The sequence below is a fragment of the Rhodococcus sp. NPDC057297 genome (assembly GCF_042667435.1).
Classification (GTDB): domain Bacteria; phylum Actinomycetota; class Actinomycetes; order Mycobacteriales; family Mycobacteriaceae; genus Rhodococcoides.
This window is the reverse complement of sequence record NZ_JBHUZE010000001.1, coordinates 711,052-727,654: the sequence shown is the minus strand read 5'-3', so window position 1 is coordinate 727,654 and position 16,603 is coordinate 711,052. Positions and strand designations below refer to the sequence as shown.

The 16,603-nt window shown below is 66.6% G+C and carries 12 protein-coding genes; 6 read left to right on the top strand and 6 right to left on the bottom strand.

Going from position 1 to position 16,603, the window contains the following annotated elements:
• Nucleotides 1-117: 117 nt before the first annotated feature.
• Nucleotides 118-1,326: a lipopolysaccharide biosynthesis protein gene (locus ACFULT_RS03350; protein WP_378480595.1), complete on the bottom strand. Its 1,209-nt coding sequence runs from the start codon at nucleotides 1,324-1,326 to the stop codon at nucleotides 118-120.
• 25 nt (nucleotides 1,327-1,351) lie between these two features.
• Here ACFULT_RS03350 and ACFULT_RS03345 point away from each other — a divergent pair, with 25 nt between their 5' ends.
• Nucleotides 1,352-3,049, top strand: a complete 1,698-nt coding sequence (locus ACFULT_RS03345; RefSeq protein ID WP_378480594.1) for a hypothetical protein — start codon at nucleotides 1,352-1,354, stop codon at nucleotides 3,047-3,049.
• Here ACFULT_RS03345 and ACFULT_RS03340 read toward each other — a convergent pair.
• Nucleotides 2,987-4,198, bottom strand: coding sequence for a glycosyltransferase family 4 protein (locus ACFULT_RS03340; RefSeq protein ID WP_094719918.1), 1,212 nt, complete (start codon nucleotides 4,196-4,198; stop codon nucleotides 2,987-2,989). The two genes, ACFULT_RS03345 and ACFULT_RS03340, sit on opposite strands and share 63 nt — an antisense overlap.
• A 116-nt stretch (nucleotides 4,199-4,314) precedes the next feature.
• Between ACFULT_RS03340 and ACFULT_RS03335 the strand changes: the two genes are divergently transcribed.
• Together ACFULT_RS03335 and ACFULT_RS03330 are read left to right on the top strand one after the other, a co-directional pair.
• Nucleotides 4,315-5,112, top strand: coding sequence for a class I SAM-dependent methyltransferase (locus ACFULT_RS03335; protein WP_176459944.1), 798 nt, complete (start codon nucleotides 4,315-4,317; stop codon nucleotides 5,110-5,112).
• Nucleotides 5,113-5,281: 169 nt separating this feature from the next.
• On the top strand, nucleotides 5,282-6,166 hold the full coding sequence (locus ACFULT_RS03330; RefSeq protein WP_378480593.1) for an ROK family protein: 885 nt from the start codon (nucleotides 5,282-5,284) through the stop codon (nucleotides 6,164-6,166).
• A 106-nt stretch (nucleotides 6,167-6,272) separates the two neighbouring features.
• On the opposite strand, the gene ACFULT_RS03325 is transcribed toward ACFULT_RS03330, so the two are convergent.
• The 4 genes from ACFULT_RS03325 to ACFULT_RS03310 all read right to left on the bottom strand — a co-directional run bounded on the left by ACFULT_RS03325 (nucleotide 6,273) and on the right by ACFULT_RS03310 (nucleotide 11,290).
• Nucleotides 6,273-8,105 carry a phosphoenolpyruvate carboxykinase (GTP) gene (locus ACFULT_RS03325; RefSeq protein WP_378480592.1) on the bottom strand — a complete coding sequence of 611 codons (1,833 nt, stop codon included), beginning with the start codon at nucleotides 8,103-8,105 and terminating at the stop codon, nucleotides 6,273-6,275.
• Between the two features lie 328 nt (nucleotides 8,106-8,433).
• On the bottom strand, nucleotides 8,434-8,772 hold the full coding sequence (locus ACFULT_RS03320; RefSeq protein WP_378480591.1) for a DUF6802 family protein: 339 nt from the start codon (nucleotides 8,770-8,772) through the stop codon (nucleotides 8,434-8,436).
• Nucleotides 8,773-8,777: 5 nt separating this feature from the next.
• On the bottom strand, nucleotides 8,778-10,277 hold the full coding sequence (locus ACFULT_RS03315) for a hypothetical protein (protein WP_378480590.1): 1,500 nt from the start codon (nucleotides 10,275-10,277) through the stop codon (nucleotides 8,778-8,780).
• Nucleotides 10,274-11,290, bottom strand: a complete 1,017-nt coding sequence (locus ACFULT_RS03310; RefSeq protein WP_378480589.1) for a hypothetical protein — start codon at nucleotides 11,288-11,290, stop codon at nucleotides 10,274-10,276. The genes ACFULT_RS03315 and ACFULT_RS03310 overlap by 4 nt, the downstream gene beginning before the upstream one ends.
• A 164-nt stretch (nucleotides 11,291-11,454) precedes the next feature.
• Here ACFULT_RS03310 and trmB point away from each other — a divergent pair, with 164 nt between their 5' ends.
• Genes trmB through ACFULT_RS03295 form a run of 3 tightly spaced genes read left to right on the top strand, consistent with a single transcriptional unit; the run spans nucleotide 11,455 to nucleotide 16,517 of the window.
• Nucleotides 11,455-12,234, top strand: a complete 780-nt coding sequence (trmB, locus tag ACFULT_RS03305; protein ID WP_037112031.1) for a tRNA (guanosine(46)-N7)-methyltransferase TrmB — start codon at nucleotides 11,455-11,457, stop codon at nucleotides 12,232-12,234.
• Nucleotides 12,231-12,935: an NYN domain-containing protein gene (locus ACFULT_RS03300; protein WP_037112035.1), complete on the top strand. Its 705-nt coding sequence runs from the start codon at nucleotides 12,231-12,233 to the stop codon at nucleotides 12,933-12,935. Before trmB ends, ACFULT_RS03300 begins: the two co-directional genes overlap by 4 nt.
• Entirely contained in the window at nucleotides 12,936-16,517 is a 3,582-nt protein-coding gene (locus ACFULT_RS03295) for an MMPL family transporter (protein WP_378480588.1), read from the top strand.
• Nucleotides 16,518-16,603: the final 86 nt, after the last annotated feature.

Below are 16,603 nucleotides of genomic sequence, written 5' to 3'. Positions count from 1 at the left end.
GTCTGCAGTGGCGGACTGCAGTGGCGGACTGCAGTGGCGGACTGCAGTGGCGGACTGCAGTGGCGGACTGCAGTGGCGGACTGCAGTGGCGGACTGCAGTGGCGGACTGCGGTGCACTCAGGAACGTAGGGCTGCCACGCACACCGCGAGTGCGGTTGCAGCGGCCACGGACACTGCGACCACGACGAACTGCAACACCGTGGACGCGCACAGCGTCAACAAGACGACCTCGGCAGCCAGCCCGAGCCATGCAAGGATCGCAAGGGTCGTGCGTTCGCCTGCAATAGCCCACAGCAACGCGCTCTGGAGCACCGCGAGGCAGGCCCCTTGCAACGCGAAGATCCACAGGTATCCCTGCACGGCTGCGTAATCCTCACCCACGATCAGCGGGATCAGTCCCGCGGCGACGGCCGCCCCGACGATCAGAACCGCACCGATTCCCGCGACGACGGACAGTGCCGATCGCAGCGCCGACGCCGAGTGTGCAGGGTTGGCCATGCGCGGATACAGCACTACCCCTACTGCCTGCGGAAGCCAGAACGCTGCCTTCGTGGCGACGGCGCCGAGGGCGTAGATGCCTGCGTCGGCTTCGGTCAGCAGTGCGCGCGCGAGGAGCAGATCCACCGACGACAGCAGAATCAACACCAACTGAACCTGCGAGGCCCGCAGCACGGTGGCGACGCCGATGCGCACGTCGCCGGTGAGCAGGCCGCCGGACCCGGATGGCTCTCGGTTCGCCAACCGTGCTCCGAGGGCGACCAGTCCTGTGCCGGCGGCACTGACCGCGAGCACGGTGCCGGGACCCGCGCCGAGGAACAGCGCCACGACGGCGGGAACGACCTTGCCGAAGCCCGCGGATGCCAGCACGATACTCAATCGGCCGAACCGCGCGGTGCCCTGCAGCAGCCCTTGTTCGGTCGCGAGTAACACGAGCAGCGGGGCGACTACCAGCGCCGATGTCGTCGCCAGAACACCCGTGTCCATCGCGACCGCAACTATCGGTGCCGCGAGGACGGACAGGACGGCGACCACGGCAGCGCAGCGGTATCCGAGGCTTCGGAGCTTGCCGGCGCTTCGACCGCGCACCACTTCCCTGGCGACGACCGACTGCAACGCAAGCGCCGGAACGGCCAGCACCAGCTGGGCGGCGAGAAGGCTCGCGAACTCGCCGTACTTCGCCACACCCAGCAGACGGCTCGCAGGCAGATGCAGTAGATACGACGCAACGTTGGCCGTCATCGATCCGATGGTCACCATCGTCATCCCGGCTACCATCGCTCTGCCTGCGGACCCGGATCCGGAGGCAGAGACAGCGCGAGTCGGCATGCGCCCACGGTATAGGGTGCCGAACATGGCGTCGGGTGGTCGGTGGGCTGCGCGCGGGTACCGGTGGGCGCCGCCGCTCTACAGCGTCGCCCTTGCGTTCGTGGTGCTCGGCCCATTGTTCGGCAACGGCTATCTGCTTCTGCGCGACGCCGTCAGCACACCCAGGTCCTACTTCACCGACTCGGCACTCGGTGTCGGCGACGCCGCCGCCCGGGCCGTTCCGCAGGACGCGGTGGTGGCCGCCCTGTCCACGGTGGTCGACGGGGGACTCGTCGTGAAAGCTGCTCTGCTGCTCGCGGTGTGGCTCGCCGGCTGGGGTGCCGCGCAGATGTCGCGGACTGTGCTGCCGTCGGCACCTCTGCCCGCACTGCTGGTGGCGTCGACGGTCGCGATCTGGAATCCCTACGTCGCCGAGCGTCTGCTACAAGGGCATTGGAGTCTTCTGATCGGCTATGCGGCGTTGCCGTGGACGGTCGTCGCCGCTCTCGATCTCAGGCGGACGGGCCGGTGGGGGTGGCTCGCGGTCTGCCTCGCTGTTGCGGGCCTGACGCCGACGGGTGCGCTGCTCGCCGCGTCATGTGCATGGTTATGCGCGTCCAGGCAAACATTTCCGCTCACAGCGGGATTGACCTTGCTGGCGTCGGCGCCCTGGCTCGTCGCGACGGCGGTGTCGGGCTCGGGGGCCACCGGTACCGACCCCGCAGGCGTCGCCGCGTTCGCAGCCCGCGCCGAGCCCGGACTCGGGACCGTCGGTTCCCTCGCGGGACTCGGCGGCATCTGGAACGCCGACGCCGTCCCCGTCACGCGAACATCGGCATTCGCGGTCCTGGGCACCGCCTTGCTGCTCGCGATCGTCGCGCTCGGCATCGGACCCCTGTGGCGACGCCGACGCAACCCCGTCGTCACCGCTCTGGGCATTCTGGCCGCGCTCGCGATCGTCGGTCCCGCCCTCGCCGCGACGTCTCCAGGGATTCGCGTCGGCGAATGGGCCGCCGCCGAGGTACCGGGCGCCGGACTGCTGCGCGACGCCCAGAAGTGGGTTGCGCTCGCCGTGCCGTTCTACGTTCTCGCCGCGGCGGCGGGTGTCACGTGGGCTGCCGCGAGACTCGGGAACCGCTGGCTTCCCGGAGTCGCAGCGGCGCTGGCCGTGGTGATCGCGTTGCCGGACCTCGCGTGGGGCGTCGGAGGCCAGGTGAAGCCCGTCGAATACCCGGCGTCGTGGTCGGTGGTCGCCGACGAGTTGGCCGGGGAGGACGGCGACGTAGCCGTGCTGCCCGCAGGTATGTTCCGCCGGTTCCCGTACAGCGGCGACGCCGCCGTTCTCGATCCTGCACCTCGCATGCTGCCGCTGGACGTGCTCCAGACCGGGGAGCTCCTCGTCGCAGGCGGTTCGGTGCGCGGAGAAGGAAGCAGGGCGGAGGCCGTCGAACAGGTTCTTCTGGACGGCGGAACTCCCGACGACTTGGCCGGACTCGGAGTCGGATGGGTGCTCCTCGAACGGACGACGCCCGGCCAGATGGGCAACTCGGTCGCGACGCTGCAGCAGCTGACGGTGGAGTACGAGGACGCCGAGCTCGCGCTGTACCGGGTGCCGGGCGAGACCCGAATCGAACCGACGGACAACCGGGCAGTCGTCGCTGCCCACCTCGCGTGGCTGCTGCTACTGGTGGGCGGCTTCGGCTGGGCGGTCCGCACCCGGAAGTCCGGCCGACACGAGGCCTGACACGTGCGAGCCGCGCATCGACGACGCGAGAACGCTCTGCACACCGCGAGCGGTCTGCACCCACGAGAATTCGAGCGCACGGACCCTGGCCTTCTCCCCCAGATCGGCACGCATGTCGTCGTCGAGCAGTAGCTCGGCGAGAGCGTCCGTCAGCGCGGTGACATCACGATCGGCGCCGTCCGAGCCGACGAGCACACCGGTGACACCGTCGATGATGGAGTCGGTGAGGCCCTTGGAGCTGCGGTACCCCACAGTCGGCACTCCGTGTTGGGCCGCCTCGACCACAGCGAGACCCCAACCTTCCTTCCGTGACGGCATCACGTGTACCCACGACTGTCCGAGAAGTTGGTGTTTGCGAACCTCGTCGACGTGGCCGTGGAACGTCACCGCGCTCGCGATGCCGAGCTGCTCGACCCGCTCACGCAGGTTCTCCTCCCACCAACCTCCCCCGATGATGTCCAAGTGCAGTCCGGGGACTCGGAACCGAAGAGCGGCCACCGCAGCCAGTGCGTCCTCGATCTGCTTGTGCGGAACGAGCCGCGACAGCACCGACAGCGACGGGTACGGAGTTCTGGTGTCCACCGGCGTTCCTGCAGGAATCTCGTCCGCGCCGTTGCGCACGACGGCAACTCGCTCGCGATCGACACCGAGGGCAACAAGCTCGTCGGCCGACGGCAAAGACACCGTCAGGTACTGGTTACGACGGTGGATCCGCGGAGAGACCGTGCTTTCCAGCCACCACCCGAGCTTGGCCATCAGGGGTCCGGCGACGGGCCACTGCTCACGGTGACAATGGTGCACCAGCAACGTCACCGGTGCTCCGGACACGATCCGCGAGAAGAAGGGAATGCCGTTCTGGGTGTCGACGACGGCGTCGGGGGCTATTCCGCGAAGCGAACCGAACCCGAGACGCCCCGCGACGATCGACGCCAGCGCCCGCGGATACACACTCAACCGTCCACCGGCACGACTGATACGAATTCCGTCGACGATCTCCTCGGCGGGCGCGCCCGGATACGACGCCGTCCGCAGCGTCACCTTCACTCCCTGCGCAGCCAGCCCGGCCCCGACCTGCTCGAGATACCGCTCGCTGCCGCCGCCCTGGGGATGCCCGGTGTCGCGCCAGCACAGCAGCAGCACCTCGCGCACGCCCGTACCCCCTTCGCGGCCGACACCATCACCCAAACGTCCGAACAGCTGAAACTTCCGGACAGCTGAAACTTCTGGACACCCTAGCCGTTCGTGTGGCCCAGCGGTCGCTCGACATGGACGCTCGCCTAGTGTTCTTGCTCGTGCGTAGGGACCGGGTCACTCGACTGTTCGCGAAACGCGCCACCCTCAGCAGGTCGGTCGGGCTGCTCCGGGACTTCGGGCACGAGCAGACCGCGCCCGACATCTTCTACGGCGCACTCGCCCGTGACTCCGTCGAATTGATCGGCGACCTCTACCGGGGCATGACGGGCGATTCGCTCGACAATCGCGTCGTGCTCGACGTCGGCGGGGGCCCCGGCTACTTCGCGGAGGGCTTCGAACGCAGCGGAGCTCGGTACTTCCCCGTCGAACCCGACGCGTCCGAACTGCACGCTGCAGGCCTGACCGTCCACGGCAGCGTCCGTGGCTCGGGAATGGCACTGCCGTTTCTCACCGACAGCGTCGACATCTGCTTTTCCTCGAACGTCGCCGAGCACGTCCGCGAGCCCTGGATCATGGCAGAGGAAATGCTCCGCGTCACCCGTCCCGGCGGATTGACGGTCCTGTCCTACACACTGTGGCTCAGCCCGTTCGGCGGGCACGAAACACGGCCGTGGCACTACATCGGCGGCGAATACGCGGCCCGGCGATACCTGCGCACACACGGCCACGAGCCGAAGAACAGATTCGGCGAATCACTGTTCGACATCGGAGCAGGCGACGGATTACGTTGGGCTCGAAACACTTCCAGCGGAACCCTCCTCGCGGCGTTCCCCCGGTACCACCCCCGATGGGCATGGTGGATCATGCGGGTTCCCGGCCTCCGCGAACTCCTCGCCAGCAACCTCGTCCTCGTCTTCCGCGCCGACTGACGCGAGTGCCGCCCCACCCGGCTCATTCCGCAGGCTCCACTCGCACCGCCCACACGGCTCATTCCGCAGGCTCCACTCGCACCGCCCACCCGGCTCATTCCGCAGGCTCCACTCGCACAGCCCACCCGGCTCATTCCGCAGGCTCCACTCGCGCCGGTACGTTGGAACGATGACAGCGCTGGCACTGGATATCGGGGGAACAAAGATCACCGCGGCCATCGTCGGCGACGACGGAAGGCCGGGGGAACCGCTGACCGTGCCGACCCCACAGTCGGACGTGTGGCGAGCCTGCGAGGAGCTGCTGGACGCGGTGTCCGTCGGCTCGGACGTCGACGCAATCGGGATAGCGTGCTCCGGTCCGGTCGACACCGTCGCGGGCACGGTCGCGCCGATCAACATCCCGGAATGGAAGGACGGCTTCGCCCTGACCGACGCCGTACGGACGCGGTTCGACGGCGCATCGGTCACGCTGGCGATGGACGGTGGGTGTGCTGCGCTCGGCGAACACCGCTTCGGGGCTGCCGTCGGCGTCGACGACGTACTGAGCCTCGTCGTGTCGACCGGAATCGGCGGCGGACTGGTGCTGGGAGGTCGCATCGTGCACGGGCGTAGCGGAAACGCAGGTCACATCGGACACATCGTCGTACCCGGATCGGCGACGCCCTGTACGTGCGGTGGCCTCGGCTGCGTGGAGACGGTGTCCAGCGGGCCGTCGGCGGTCCGGTGGGCCCAGGAACAAGGTTGGACCGGCAGCACAGGCGCTGACCTCGCACAGTCCGCGAGCGACGGGGACATCGTCGCCATCACCACTCTTCAGCGTGCAGGTGTGGCACTGGGTCAGGCGATCGCGTCGGCGGCAGCTCTGGTCGACGTGAACCTCGTTGTGATCGGTGGGGGTTTCGCTCAGGCAGGCCCGCCGCTCTGGGATCCCATCCAGGAGTCCGCGGCCCTGCACGCCAAGCTCGAGTTCCTCGACGGCCTCGAAATCGTGCCGGCGAAGCTCGGAGCCGTCGGGACCCTGACGGGCGCAGCGGTGTTGGCGTCCGGTGGCTGAATCGGCTCAGCGGCTGGGAACCTAACACCCTATTTACGAGGCTGGCACCCCTGTTCGCATCGGAACAGGGGTGCCAGGTCTACAAAAAGGGTGCTAGCTACGACACTCAGGCACCCAAGCGCTGCTTGAGCGCGTCGAACTCGTCCTTGATGCCGGTGGGGAGCTTCTCGCCGACGAAGTCGAACCACTCCTCGATCAACGGGATCTCGGCCTTCCACTCCTCGACGTTCACCGCGAGCGCCTCAGCGACGTCCTGGGTGGTGGTGTCGAGCCCGGAGATGTCCAGAGCGTCGGCCGTGGGGACGACACCGATGGGCGTTTCGACACCTGCAGCCTTGTGCTCGATGCGCTCCACGATCCACTTCAGGACGCGGGAGTTCTCACCGAATCCTGGCCACAGGAAGCGCTTGTCGTCGCCGCGACGGAACCAGTTGACGTAGAACACCTTCGGCAGCTTGGAGTCGTCGGCGTTCTTGCCGAGGTCGATCCAGTGCTGGAAGTAATCGCCCACGTTGTAGCCGAGGAACGGAAGCATGGCCATCGGGTCGCGGCGGATGGTGCCGACCGTGCCTTCGGCGGCGGCCGTCTGCTCGGAGCCGACGGTGGCGCCCATGAAGACACCGTGCTGCCAGTCACGAGCCTCCGTGACCAGCGGAACCGTCGTCTTGCGGCGTCCGCCGAAGAGGATCGCGGAGATCGGGACACCCTTCGGGTCGTCCCACTCGTCGGCCATCGACGGGCACTGAGCCATGGGCACGCAGTAACGCGAGTTCGGATGCGCGGCGAGCGAATCCGAATCAGGCGTCCAGTCGTTGCCCTTCCAGTCGATCAGATGATCCGGCCGGTTCTCCAGGCCTTCCCACCACACGTCACCGTCGTCGGTGAGGCCGACGTTGGTGAAGACGGAGTTGCCCTGGTCGATGGTCTTCATCGCGTTGGGGTTGGAATCCCAGTTGGTTCCCGGTGCAACACCGAAGAAGCCGAACTCCGGGTTGACGGCGTACAGGCGGCCGTCCTCACCGAAGCGCATCCACGCGATGTCGTCGCCGATGGTCTCGGCACGCCACCCCGGAATGGTGGGCTGAATCATCGCGAGGTTGGTCTTGCCGCAGGCCGACGGGAATGCCGCGGCGATGTAGTAAGCCTTGTCCTCCGGCGAGATGAGCTTGAGGATCAGCATGTGCTCGGCGAGCCAGCCCTCGTCGTGCGCCATCGCCGATGCGATGCGCAGCGAGTAGCACTTCTTGCCGAGGAGGGCGTTGCCGCCGTATCCCGAACCGAAGCTCCAGATCTCACGATCCTCGGGGAAGTGAGTGATGTACTTGGTGTCGTTGCACGGCCACGGCACGTCGGCCTCGCCGTCGGCGAGCGGAGCGCCGAGCGAATGCAGAGCCTTGACGAAGAAGCCGTCGGTGCCGAGCTTCTCCAGTACAGCGGCGCCCATGCGGGTCATGACACGCATGGAGACAACGACGTACTCCGAGTCGGTGATCTCGACGCCCAGCTTGGGGTCGTCGGCGCCGAGCGGTCCCATGCAGAACGGAACGACGTACATGGTGCGGCCGCGCATGGAGCCGCGGTACAGGTCGGTCATCAGAGAACGCATCTCCGACGGGTCCATCCAGTTGTTCGTCGGACCTGCGTCGATCTCGCGCTCGGAACAGATGTAGGTGCGTGACTCGACGCGAGCGACGTCCGACGGGTCCGAGTTGCCGAGGAACGAGTTGGGCTTCTTCTCGTCGTTGAGACGCGTGAAGGTGCCGGCGTTCACCAGCTGGGTGGTCAGACGCTCCCACTCCTCGTCGGATCCGTCAGCGAAGACCACGCGATCCGGCTCGGTGAGTTCCGCCACCTGCTGCACCCACGCAAGGAGTTCCTTGTGCTGGGTGGGAGGCGCGGCGTCAGTGCCGTTCAAACCGGGAATGGTCGCTGAGGTCATCTAACTCTCCTGGGGTGAGCCGGAACCAGATTCTGATGTCTGCTCGCACACAGGTCAGTTCAGCGAGGCAGACGCAGATCCGATCTTCCCCTCTCGGTGGGGAACTGCCCGATCGCACGATCTGCGTATACCGCATCATAGCGGCAACGTCAAACCGAGGACACGGGCGCCGGGTGTCCTGGTTTCAGGTTAACGCCGTGAGTTGCCAATCAGGAATCAGGCTGTTGTCCGATTGGTCACAAGACCGATTCAGCTACTCCTACGTGCACTTCGAGGTCTTCGAGCAGCCCGTTCTCCTTGTCAGGACATCAGCAACAATCGGTCATACTTACTCGAAGGTCTCCCCCGATGCCGTCTGCTCCCACCTCGCCGTGCCGTCGTCGGCACGAGAAATCTCCCAGGATTGGTAACGGCCACCACTCTGGATGGAAGTGAACGTATCCATCACACCGTCCCCATCACGATCCCTGGCGACGGTCAGGCCCGCCTCGGTGTGGCTGACCCTGGTCTCCTCGTACCCGTCGTCGTCGAGGTCGAACAACTCGACCGAGCCGACGCCGGATGCCCCCGAGAGCGAATCGTGCGCAGGGTCGACGGCAGGGCCGTCGCCGCCGCCGTCGAACAGCTCGTTCCACTCCACGCCTGTATCTCCGATCTCCGCGGACACCACCTCTACTGGTTCAGACGCATCGGCGGCGTCTCCGGTTCCGCGCGGCCGCCGGCGGTGAACCTCTCCACGCCGCGGTCGAGTGCCGCGAGGTCTCGGTCGCATGCAGCGAGGACGGACGCGCGGTTCTCCGACACCACCCGCAGCTCGGCTTCGACCCTCTCGAGTTCGGTGTCGGCCGCGCGCGCAGCTACGCGGGAGGTCTCGCGTGCAGCGGCCGAATACGCGGACTCGGCGGTCAGGATTCGAGCCAGGACACGCTGCTCGAGCGTCGACCTCGCCGCGGCCGACGCGTCGGCGACCCATGTTCTCAGGTGAGCCCGGTCCGCGACGAGCTTCCTCGACCCGACGAGCCACCACGCACAGAACGCGCCCAACACCAGCGACAGCGGAATCACCGCGATCTCCAGCGCCGGGACGACAGAGAGAGGCGACACTGCGAGGCGCGAAAGACCCACTCCCGCAGACGCACCGAGAACGATCATCATCTTGTCCTCGACCCCTCCGCGCCGAATCGACGGCTCGGGGTGCGCGAGTGGCGAACCGGTGACCGAAGAGAGTTCGACGGACAGTTCCAGATCGGTGTCGATCGCGCGAAGCCTGTCGGACAACCGCGCGTCGACCGCCGACGCAACCGCGTCGAGCCGTGCTGTCATCTCCGGCTGGAGGTGACGAAGCTCGGCGCGGCCGGCGAAGTCGATCGATTCTCGTGCGGACGAGGCGAATTCGCGAACGGCCTCGGACACGTCGTGCACCGATTCCGCACGGGCGAGTTGTAGCCCGGTCCGCAGTGCAGCGGTCCGTTCGGCCCTGGTCCGATCGCGAATATCGGTCAACCGGGCTCGTTCGGCGCGCAGCGCTGCGGTGTTCGACGCGCTCGTGACCGCTCTGGCCTTGCGGACGATCTCCTGCCGCGCCCCGGCTGCGGCATGCCGAACGGCCGCGTCGTACTTGCGTCGTCGGAGCACCTCGGTGTGCTGCGTCGCGGCACTCTCCACGAAATCGAGGACGTCCCTGATTCCCGATTCCTCGACCATCGCCGTACGAGTCAGCGGATCCTGCACTGCCCGGGCCTTTTCGGCCAGAAGAGCGGAAGTGGGCATTACAGCGACGTCCACTGCTCGCGGAACGAATTCGGCGATGGAATCGGTGACCGAACGAACCACGTCCCGCCAGCCGCGATGCGCGTCGACCTTGTTGACGAGAACGCCGGTTGCCGTCGATTCGAGCACGGGCTCGAGAGCGGCGAGCGTTGTCCGACCGATGGGCGCCGACGCGTCGAGGACGAACAGCACCACCGCCGCAGACTCGATGTCCGGCGCCCGGTCGACCCCGTCCACGGACCACAGGTCCAATTGCGCGTCGACGGTGGACACACCGGCCCCGCTCGATCCGTGCACGAGCACTCCTACGGGATCCGCTGCGCGGCCCGACGCGATCTCGTCGACTCCTGCCGGGTACCACCGTTTGATCACGCCGTCCATGTCGCTCGGGAGGTCGATCACCGCGACAGCATCCTCAGGTACCCGCGGCCGACGGCTGTCGCTGCTCGCGCGGCCGCAGGTTCGAGTGCAGTGTCGCGGCGTTCGCGCCAGGAGCGGACGGTGGCGAGGGTCGGGTTGGGGTGTTCGCTTTCCCCGAGGGTGTGCAGAGCCGCCCGCATGCCTGCGAACACAGCTTCGTCGGACGCCAGATACCTCTCGATCTCCATCGACTCCTGGTGCCGGGCTGCGAGTTGGTTCAGCCGAACCAACAACCGGCCCTGTCGTGCCGCGCGAACGTTCTCCACTGCTCGCCGGACGGCTTTCACGACGGCGTCGAGTCCACTCTTCTCCGCCAGCAGCAACCGAACGGTGGCGTCGTCCATCCCGGGAGACTCCGTCAGAGCCCGCGCCGCGATACCGACTCCCGCCACCTCGACACTGCGAACGAGCTCGGCCCGTGATTGCTTCGACATGGGAATGCCGGCTCGAAGAAACCGCTCGGGAGTCAGCAGCATCTCCGGCGTCACCGCCGCAGCCGACTCTCGCAGCGGCTCGAACGTCGGCGGCCGGCTGCTCATGACACTGATCGCGATTGTCCCCATCAGCGGGTGAACAGTGCACCCCAGCTTGGACGACACACCGTCGACGACGTCCTGAAGGCGGTCCACGGCGTCTGCCTTCGCAAGAACGGGGACCACGACACCGCGTGCGCCGCGTGCCGCGTCGATGTCGACGGCCTGGGCGTCTCCCGCCACCACGTACACGACGACATCGCCGTCGAGCTCGGGATCCGGCACCCGTGGGACATCGATCGACGCCGTCTCCTCGATCGCGGCGTCCGTCGTGCGTAGCTCGTGATGGGCCGAAAGTACCGACCGAACCGTCGTCTTCCCGACGCCTGCGCGTCCGGTCACCTGGATGCGGATCTCCCGAAAGCACGCGTCGGCCTCGGCGTCGACCTCCCGCCTCAGCACGGTTCCGCTCGGAGCGAGCGCTCGCACCCGGCCCTCCGAGATATCGCGATCCCCACCCATGTGATCCCCCTTCACATCGTCACGCGTGCGCGGTCCCCACCCCGTCGCGCCGGGCAATTCTGGCACACATTCGGCGACACGGGCATGAGGTCGCGGGCTCTGGCCTGCGCCTTCACGACAAGTCTCAACTTCAACTCGAGACCCACCTGTCACACAGTCCGTCGATGCGCGACAATGGTGCGGTGAACGACGCACGGAGCACAGCCAAACAACTCGATTCGGAGACCCCGGACACGCCGGACGTGGCCGGTGGAGACTCGAATCGAGGCTCTCGGCTGTACCCGCGTGTCACCAGTTTCCGGTCCAGGCGCGGTGCGTTGACCGATGCTCAGCAAGCCACGTGGGATTCGCTGTGGCCGCGCATCGGCCGTGACGTCGCCGACGAGAAGATCGACGTCGACGCTTGGTTCGGTCGTTCCGCTCCGGCGATCCTCGAGATCGGATCGGGAACCGGAACTGCCACGACGTCCATGGCCAAGGCCGAGCCGCACGTCAACCTGATGGCGGTCGAGGTCTACCGGCCCGGGTTGGCTCAGACCCTTCAGCAGATCGAGCGCGACGACATCGAGAACATCAGGCTGCTCCGCGGCGATGCGATGGACGTTCTGGAGAACATGTTGACGCCCGAGTCGCTGACCGGCGTCCGCGTGTTCTTTCCCGACCCCTGGCCGAAGGCGCGTCACCACAAGCGCCGCCTGTTGCAGGCCCCCACGTTCGCGATGATCGTCGACCGTCTGAAACCGGGCGGAGTACTGCACGTCGCGACCGATCACGCGGACTATGCGGAATGGATTGCCGAAGCCGGGAACGCAGAGCCCGGTCTGACCGTTCTCGACTGGGAATCTCCGATGACACACGAGCGGCCCGTCACCAAGTTCGAGGGCAAAGCCCAACTGGTGGGTAGCTCGGTGACGGAGCTGATATGGGGGAAGAGTCCACGATGACGTACAGCGAGCAGAGCGTCGACACGTCGCTGGCCCCGATCCCGAACATCGACACGGGTGATACTCGACACACCAGACGAGTACTCCTCGTGTGGGATGCGCCGAATCTCGACATGGGCCTCGGCGCGATTCTCGGCGGTCGGCCGACGGCTGCCTACCGCCCCCGATTCGATGCGCTGGGCCGATGGCTGCTTCAACGGACGGCGGAACTGTCCGCCACCGGCACGTCGACGCTCGAACCCGAGGCGACGGTGTTCACCAACATCGCCCCTGGCAGCGCCGATGTGGTTCGACCGTGGGTCGAAGCATTGCGTAACGTGGGTTTCGCGGTGTTCGCCAAGCCGAAGGTCGACGAGGACAGCGATGTCGACGCCGACATGCTGGACCACATCGAACTGCGTAATCGCGGTGGCGGGCTGGCGGGCGTCATGGTCGCGTCTGCGGACGGCCAAGCGTTTCGCGAGCCGTTGGAGGACATCGCTGCAACTGGCATCCCCGTCCAGGTGCTCGGATTCCGCGAGCACGCAAGCTGGGCGGTGACGTCGGAGACGCTGGAATTCCTCGACCTGGAGGACATCCCCGGCGTCTTCCGTGAGCCCCTGCCACGGGTGAGCCTGGACTCGCTACCGGACGAGGGCGCATGGTTGCAGCCGTTCCGCCCACTGTCCGCCCTGCTCGTCGGGCGCCAAGGAGTTTCTTAAGTGTTCGCCAGATGGGGAGATCTCGTCTACCGCTTGCGGTTCACGGTCATCGGAGTCATGGTGGCCGCGCTTCTGGGCTTCGCCGCATACGGCCTCGACCTGAACGACCACCTGAGCCAGAGCGGTTGGGACGACCCGGGCTCCGAGTCGGTGCAGGCCGCGCGCCTCGCCGATCAGACGTTCGGTCGCGACAAACAGGGCGACGTGATCGTCCTGTACACGGCACCCGAGGGCAAGACCGTCGACGATCCGGAGTTCAACGCCAAGGTCACCGACAGTCTCAACTCGCTCGTCGCGAACAACCCCGAGCAGATCGAGAAGATCAACGGCACCTACTTCCGGGTCGACGGTGTGGTCAGCGTCAACGCATTGGCGACCGAGGACCGCACCCACGCGATCGCCAGCATCGCGATGCTCGGTGACAACGACACCGAACTCACCAACAACTTCCAAGCAGTCAAGGACGTCTTCTACATAGACGGCGTCGACGTGCAGGTGACGGGACTGCAAGCCGTCGCGGGTGCCCTCCAGTCGACTATGGCAGGCGACATCCACCGCATGGAACTGCTGGCCATTCCGGCGGTAGCGGTGCTGCTGTTCTTCATCTTCGGTGGCGTCGTCGCCGCGGCCCTTCCGCTGATCGTGGGCGGCCTGACTGTCGTCGGCGCCAACGGCATCGTCAAGGTCTTCACCAATTTCACCGAGGTCAACAGCTTCGTCGCGCCCGTGGTCTCGCTCGTCGGACTCGGTCTCGCGATCGACTACGGACTGTTCATCGTGTCGAGATTCCGCGAGGAACTCGGCGACGGCTATTCGACGAAGCAGGCTGTTCGACGGTCGGTCATGACCGCGGGTCGGACCGTCGTGTTCTCGGCGACGATGATCGTCGCCAGCCTCGGCGGCCTGCTGCTGTTCCCGCAGGGCTTCCTCAAATCGGTGGCCTACGGATCGATCGCGACGGTGGCCCTCGCGGCTCTCACCGCGGTCACGATCCTGCCTGCCATCCTGGCGATCCTCGGTCCACGGGTCGACGCGCTGGGCTTCAAGTTCATGCGCAAGACCAAGTCGTCCGAGGAAATCGAGAACGGCATGTGGGGCAAGCTGACCCGGTGGGTCATGAGCAACCCACTGAAGGTCACGATTCCCATCGTCCTCGGCCTGGTACTGCTGACGCTGCCCGTCGGAAACATCAAGTTCGGCGGCATCAACGAGACCTACCTCCCGCCGGACAACGTCACCCGTCAAGCCCAGAACGAGTTCGACGAACTGTTCCCCGGTCAGCGCACCGAGCCGATCAAAGCCGTCATCGAGAACGCGCAGGGCCCCAACCTCGCCGCGATCACCAGCCAACTCAACGAGGCTCCTGGGCTGATCGAGAAGTTCTCCCCGACCGGCGCCAGCAAAGACGGAATCATCGTCTTCAAGGCCGGCCTCGTCGATCGAAACGACTCGAAGCCTGCCATCGACTACCTGCGCAGCATCGATGTCCCCGAGGGCTCGTCCGTGCAGATCACCGGCACTCCGGTGATCGAACAGGATTCCATCGCGGCCCTCATCGACAATTTGCCACTGATGGCGATACTCGTCGTGTTCGTCGTGACGCTGTTGATGTTCCTGACGTTCGGATCGTTGGTGTTGCCGATCAAGGCAGTGCTCATGACGACGCTGGGACTCGGCGCGACGATGGGCATCCTGACGTGGATATTCATCGACGGCAACGGCGCCAGCTTCATGAACTTCACACCCGGGCCCATCATGGCCCCGGTGCTGGTGTTGATCATCTCGATCGTCTTCGGATTGTCGACCGACTACGAAGTCTTCCTGCTCTCACGCATGGTCGAAGCCAGGGAGAGAGGTGCGTCCACGAGCGAAGCCATCCGCGTCGGAACCTCGCATACCGGACGCATCATCACCGCGGCCGCCTTGATCCTCATCGTCGTGACCGGCGCATTCGCATTCTCCGACCTGGTGATGATGAAGTACATCGCCTACGGAATGATCGCCGCGCTCATCATCGACGCCACCCTCATCCGCATGTTCCTCGTCCCGGCGACCATGAAACTCCTGGGCGACGACTGCTGGTGGGCACCGAAGTGGATGAAGCGAATTCAGGAGAAGCTCGGCCTCGGCGAGACCATCCTCGAGGACGAACTGATGCCGACCGACGTCCCCGAACTCGCCACCGCGGGCGCACCTGCACCCGTCGCACCCCCGGTGCGCACCGCCCCGCGCCGAAGCGAACCGTTGACCGAACCCATCCCTGTCGTCGCACCGACAGGATCCGGGCCGATCCGCGCAACGCACGCCGCCAGAGAGGACGAACGTCGATCGGCCACCGGCAGGCCGTCCGCAGCCCCCGAAACTCAGGATCACTCCGCCGGCTCCGCTCCCGGTCTCTCGGGTCACTCCGCCGGCTCCGCTCCCGGCCCCCTGGGTCACTCCGCCGGCTCCGCTCCCGGCCCCCTGGGTCACTCCGCCAGCTCCGCTCCCGGTCTCTCGGGTCACTCCGCCGGCTCCGCTCCCGGCCCCCTGCCGCCGGCCACCCAGAAACAGCCCGCCGTCGAGAGACCGACCCCTCCGCCGGTGCCGCGTCCCGAGCCGCCGAAGCGTGAACCGGTCCGCGCACAGAGCAACCGAAGCTCCTCCCCCGACCCGCGATCCATCGAGAGCTGGTTAGCCGACCTTCGCGCGCCGTCGGAGCCACAGAAACCCGAAACGCAGAAACCCGCGCCGAAGCCCGAGACTCAGGCGCCCGTCAGCTCGACACCGGACGACACCAGGACCGACGCCGACCGGACGTCCGTCAACGCATCCAGTCGATCGGACGAACCACGCCGCAACGGTTCAGCTGCGTACGGTCCTACTCCGAACGGCTCAGCGACCAACGGCTCAGGCGCGAACGGCTCCGGACGAAACAGCTACTACGGCCCCGGAGTGAACGGCAGCAGCTCGAACGGCAGCGGTTCGAACGGCAGCGGTTCGAACGGCAGCGGTTCGAACGGCAGCGGTTCGAACGGCAGCAGCTCGAACGGCAGCGGTTCGGGCGGCCGCAGTACCTCCACGTCGGGCAGCAACGGCTCGGGATACCGCTCGAGCAACGGTCACGCTGAAGGCTCCAACGGCTCGGCCTATGGCGCACGCGGCACCGGCCGGCCGCCGGAAGCAGGGCCGACTGCGCCGAGGACCGGTGGGATTCGCGGGTACTCGCAGGATCAGAGCCGTGACGCTGAGGCTTCTTCTGCAGCTTCACGCCCGGAGGCCTCGCAACAAGAGCAGCCGACGCCGCCGCGGACGCAGGCCGCGCCCCGAGCTCGCTACGACATCTCGACGCGCAATGCTCCGCGCACTCCTGCGCCGGAAGATCAGTCGACCAGGTCGTGGCCTGCACCGACACCGACACCGACACCGACACCGACACCAGACGATCGTCCGGTCGGTTTGTCACGCCGCGCGGATGAGCAGACTGCACCGGCCGACGGTAAGGCCGGTACCGAGGACCCGGACAGCGGCCGGCACCGCGGAGGCGACAGCCGTCAAGCATTGAGCGTCAGCGAGCTGTTGGCGCGCGAGCGTCGCAAGTAGCGATTCTTCACACGGTCGGAGGCCACTCGAGGAAGCTCGGGTGGCCTTCGTCGTGTTCGGGCACAGATTCGCCGGCCAGCATTGTT

What these genes read in the sequence shown, in the direction of transcription:
- ACFULT_RS03325 (WP_378480592.1), bottom strand. Translation starts at nt 8,105, where the DNA reads ATGACCTCAGCGACCATTCCCGGTTTGAACGGCACTGACGCCGCGCCT.
- ACFULT_RS03345 (WP_378480594.1), top strand. Translation starts at nt 1,352, where the DNA reads ATGGCGTCGGGTGGTCGGTGGGCTGCGCGCGGGTACCGGTGGGCGCCG.
- ACFULT_RS03350 (WP_378480595.1), bottom strand. Translation starts at nt 1,326, where the DNA reads ATGCCGACTCGCGCTGTCTCTGCCTCCGGATCCGGGTCCGCAGGCAGA.
- trmB (WP_037112031.1), top strand. Translation starts at nt 11,455, where the DNA reads ATGCGCGACAATGGTGCGGTGAACGACGCACGGAGCACAGCCAAACAA.
- ACFULT_RS03335 (WP_176459944.1), top strand. Translation starts at nt 4,315, where the DNA reads ATGGACGCTCGCCTAGTGTTCTTGCTCGTGCGTAGGGACCGGGTCACT.
- ACFULT_RS03310 (WP_378480589.1), bottom strand. Translation starts at nt 11,290, where the DNA reads ATGGGTGGGGATCGCGATATCTCGGAGGGCCGGGTGCGAGCGCTCGCT.
- ACFULT_RS03330 (WP_378480593.1), top strand. Translation starts at nt 5,282, where the DNA reads ATGACAGCGCTGGCACTGGATATCGGGGGAACAAAGATCACCGCGGCC.
- ACFULT_RS03300 (WP_037112035.1), top strand. Translation starts at nt 12,231, where the DNA reads ATGACGTACAGCGAGCAGAGCGTCGACACGTCGCTGGCCCCGATCCCG.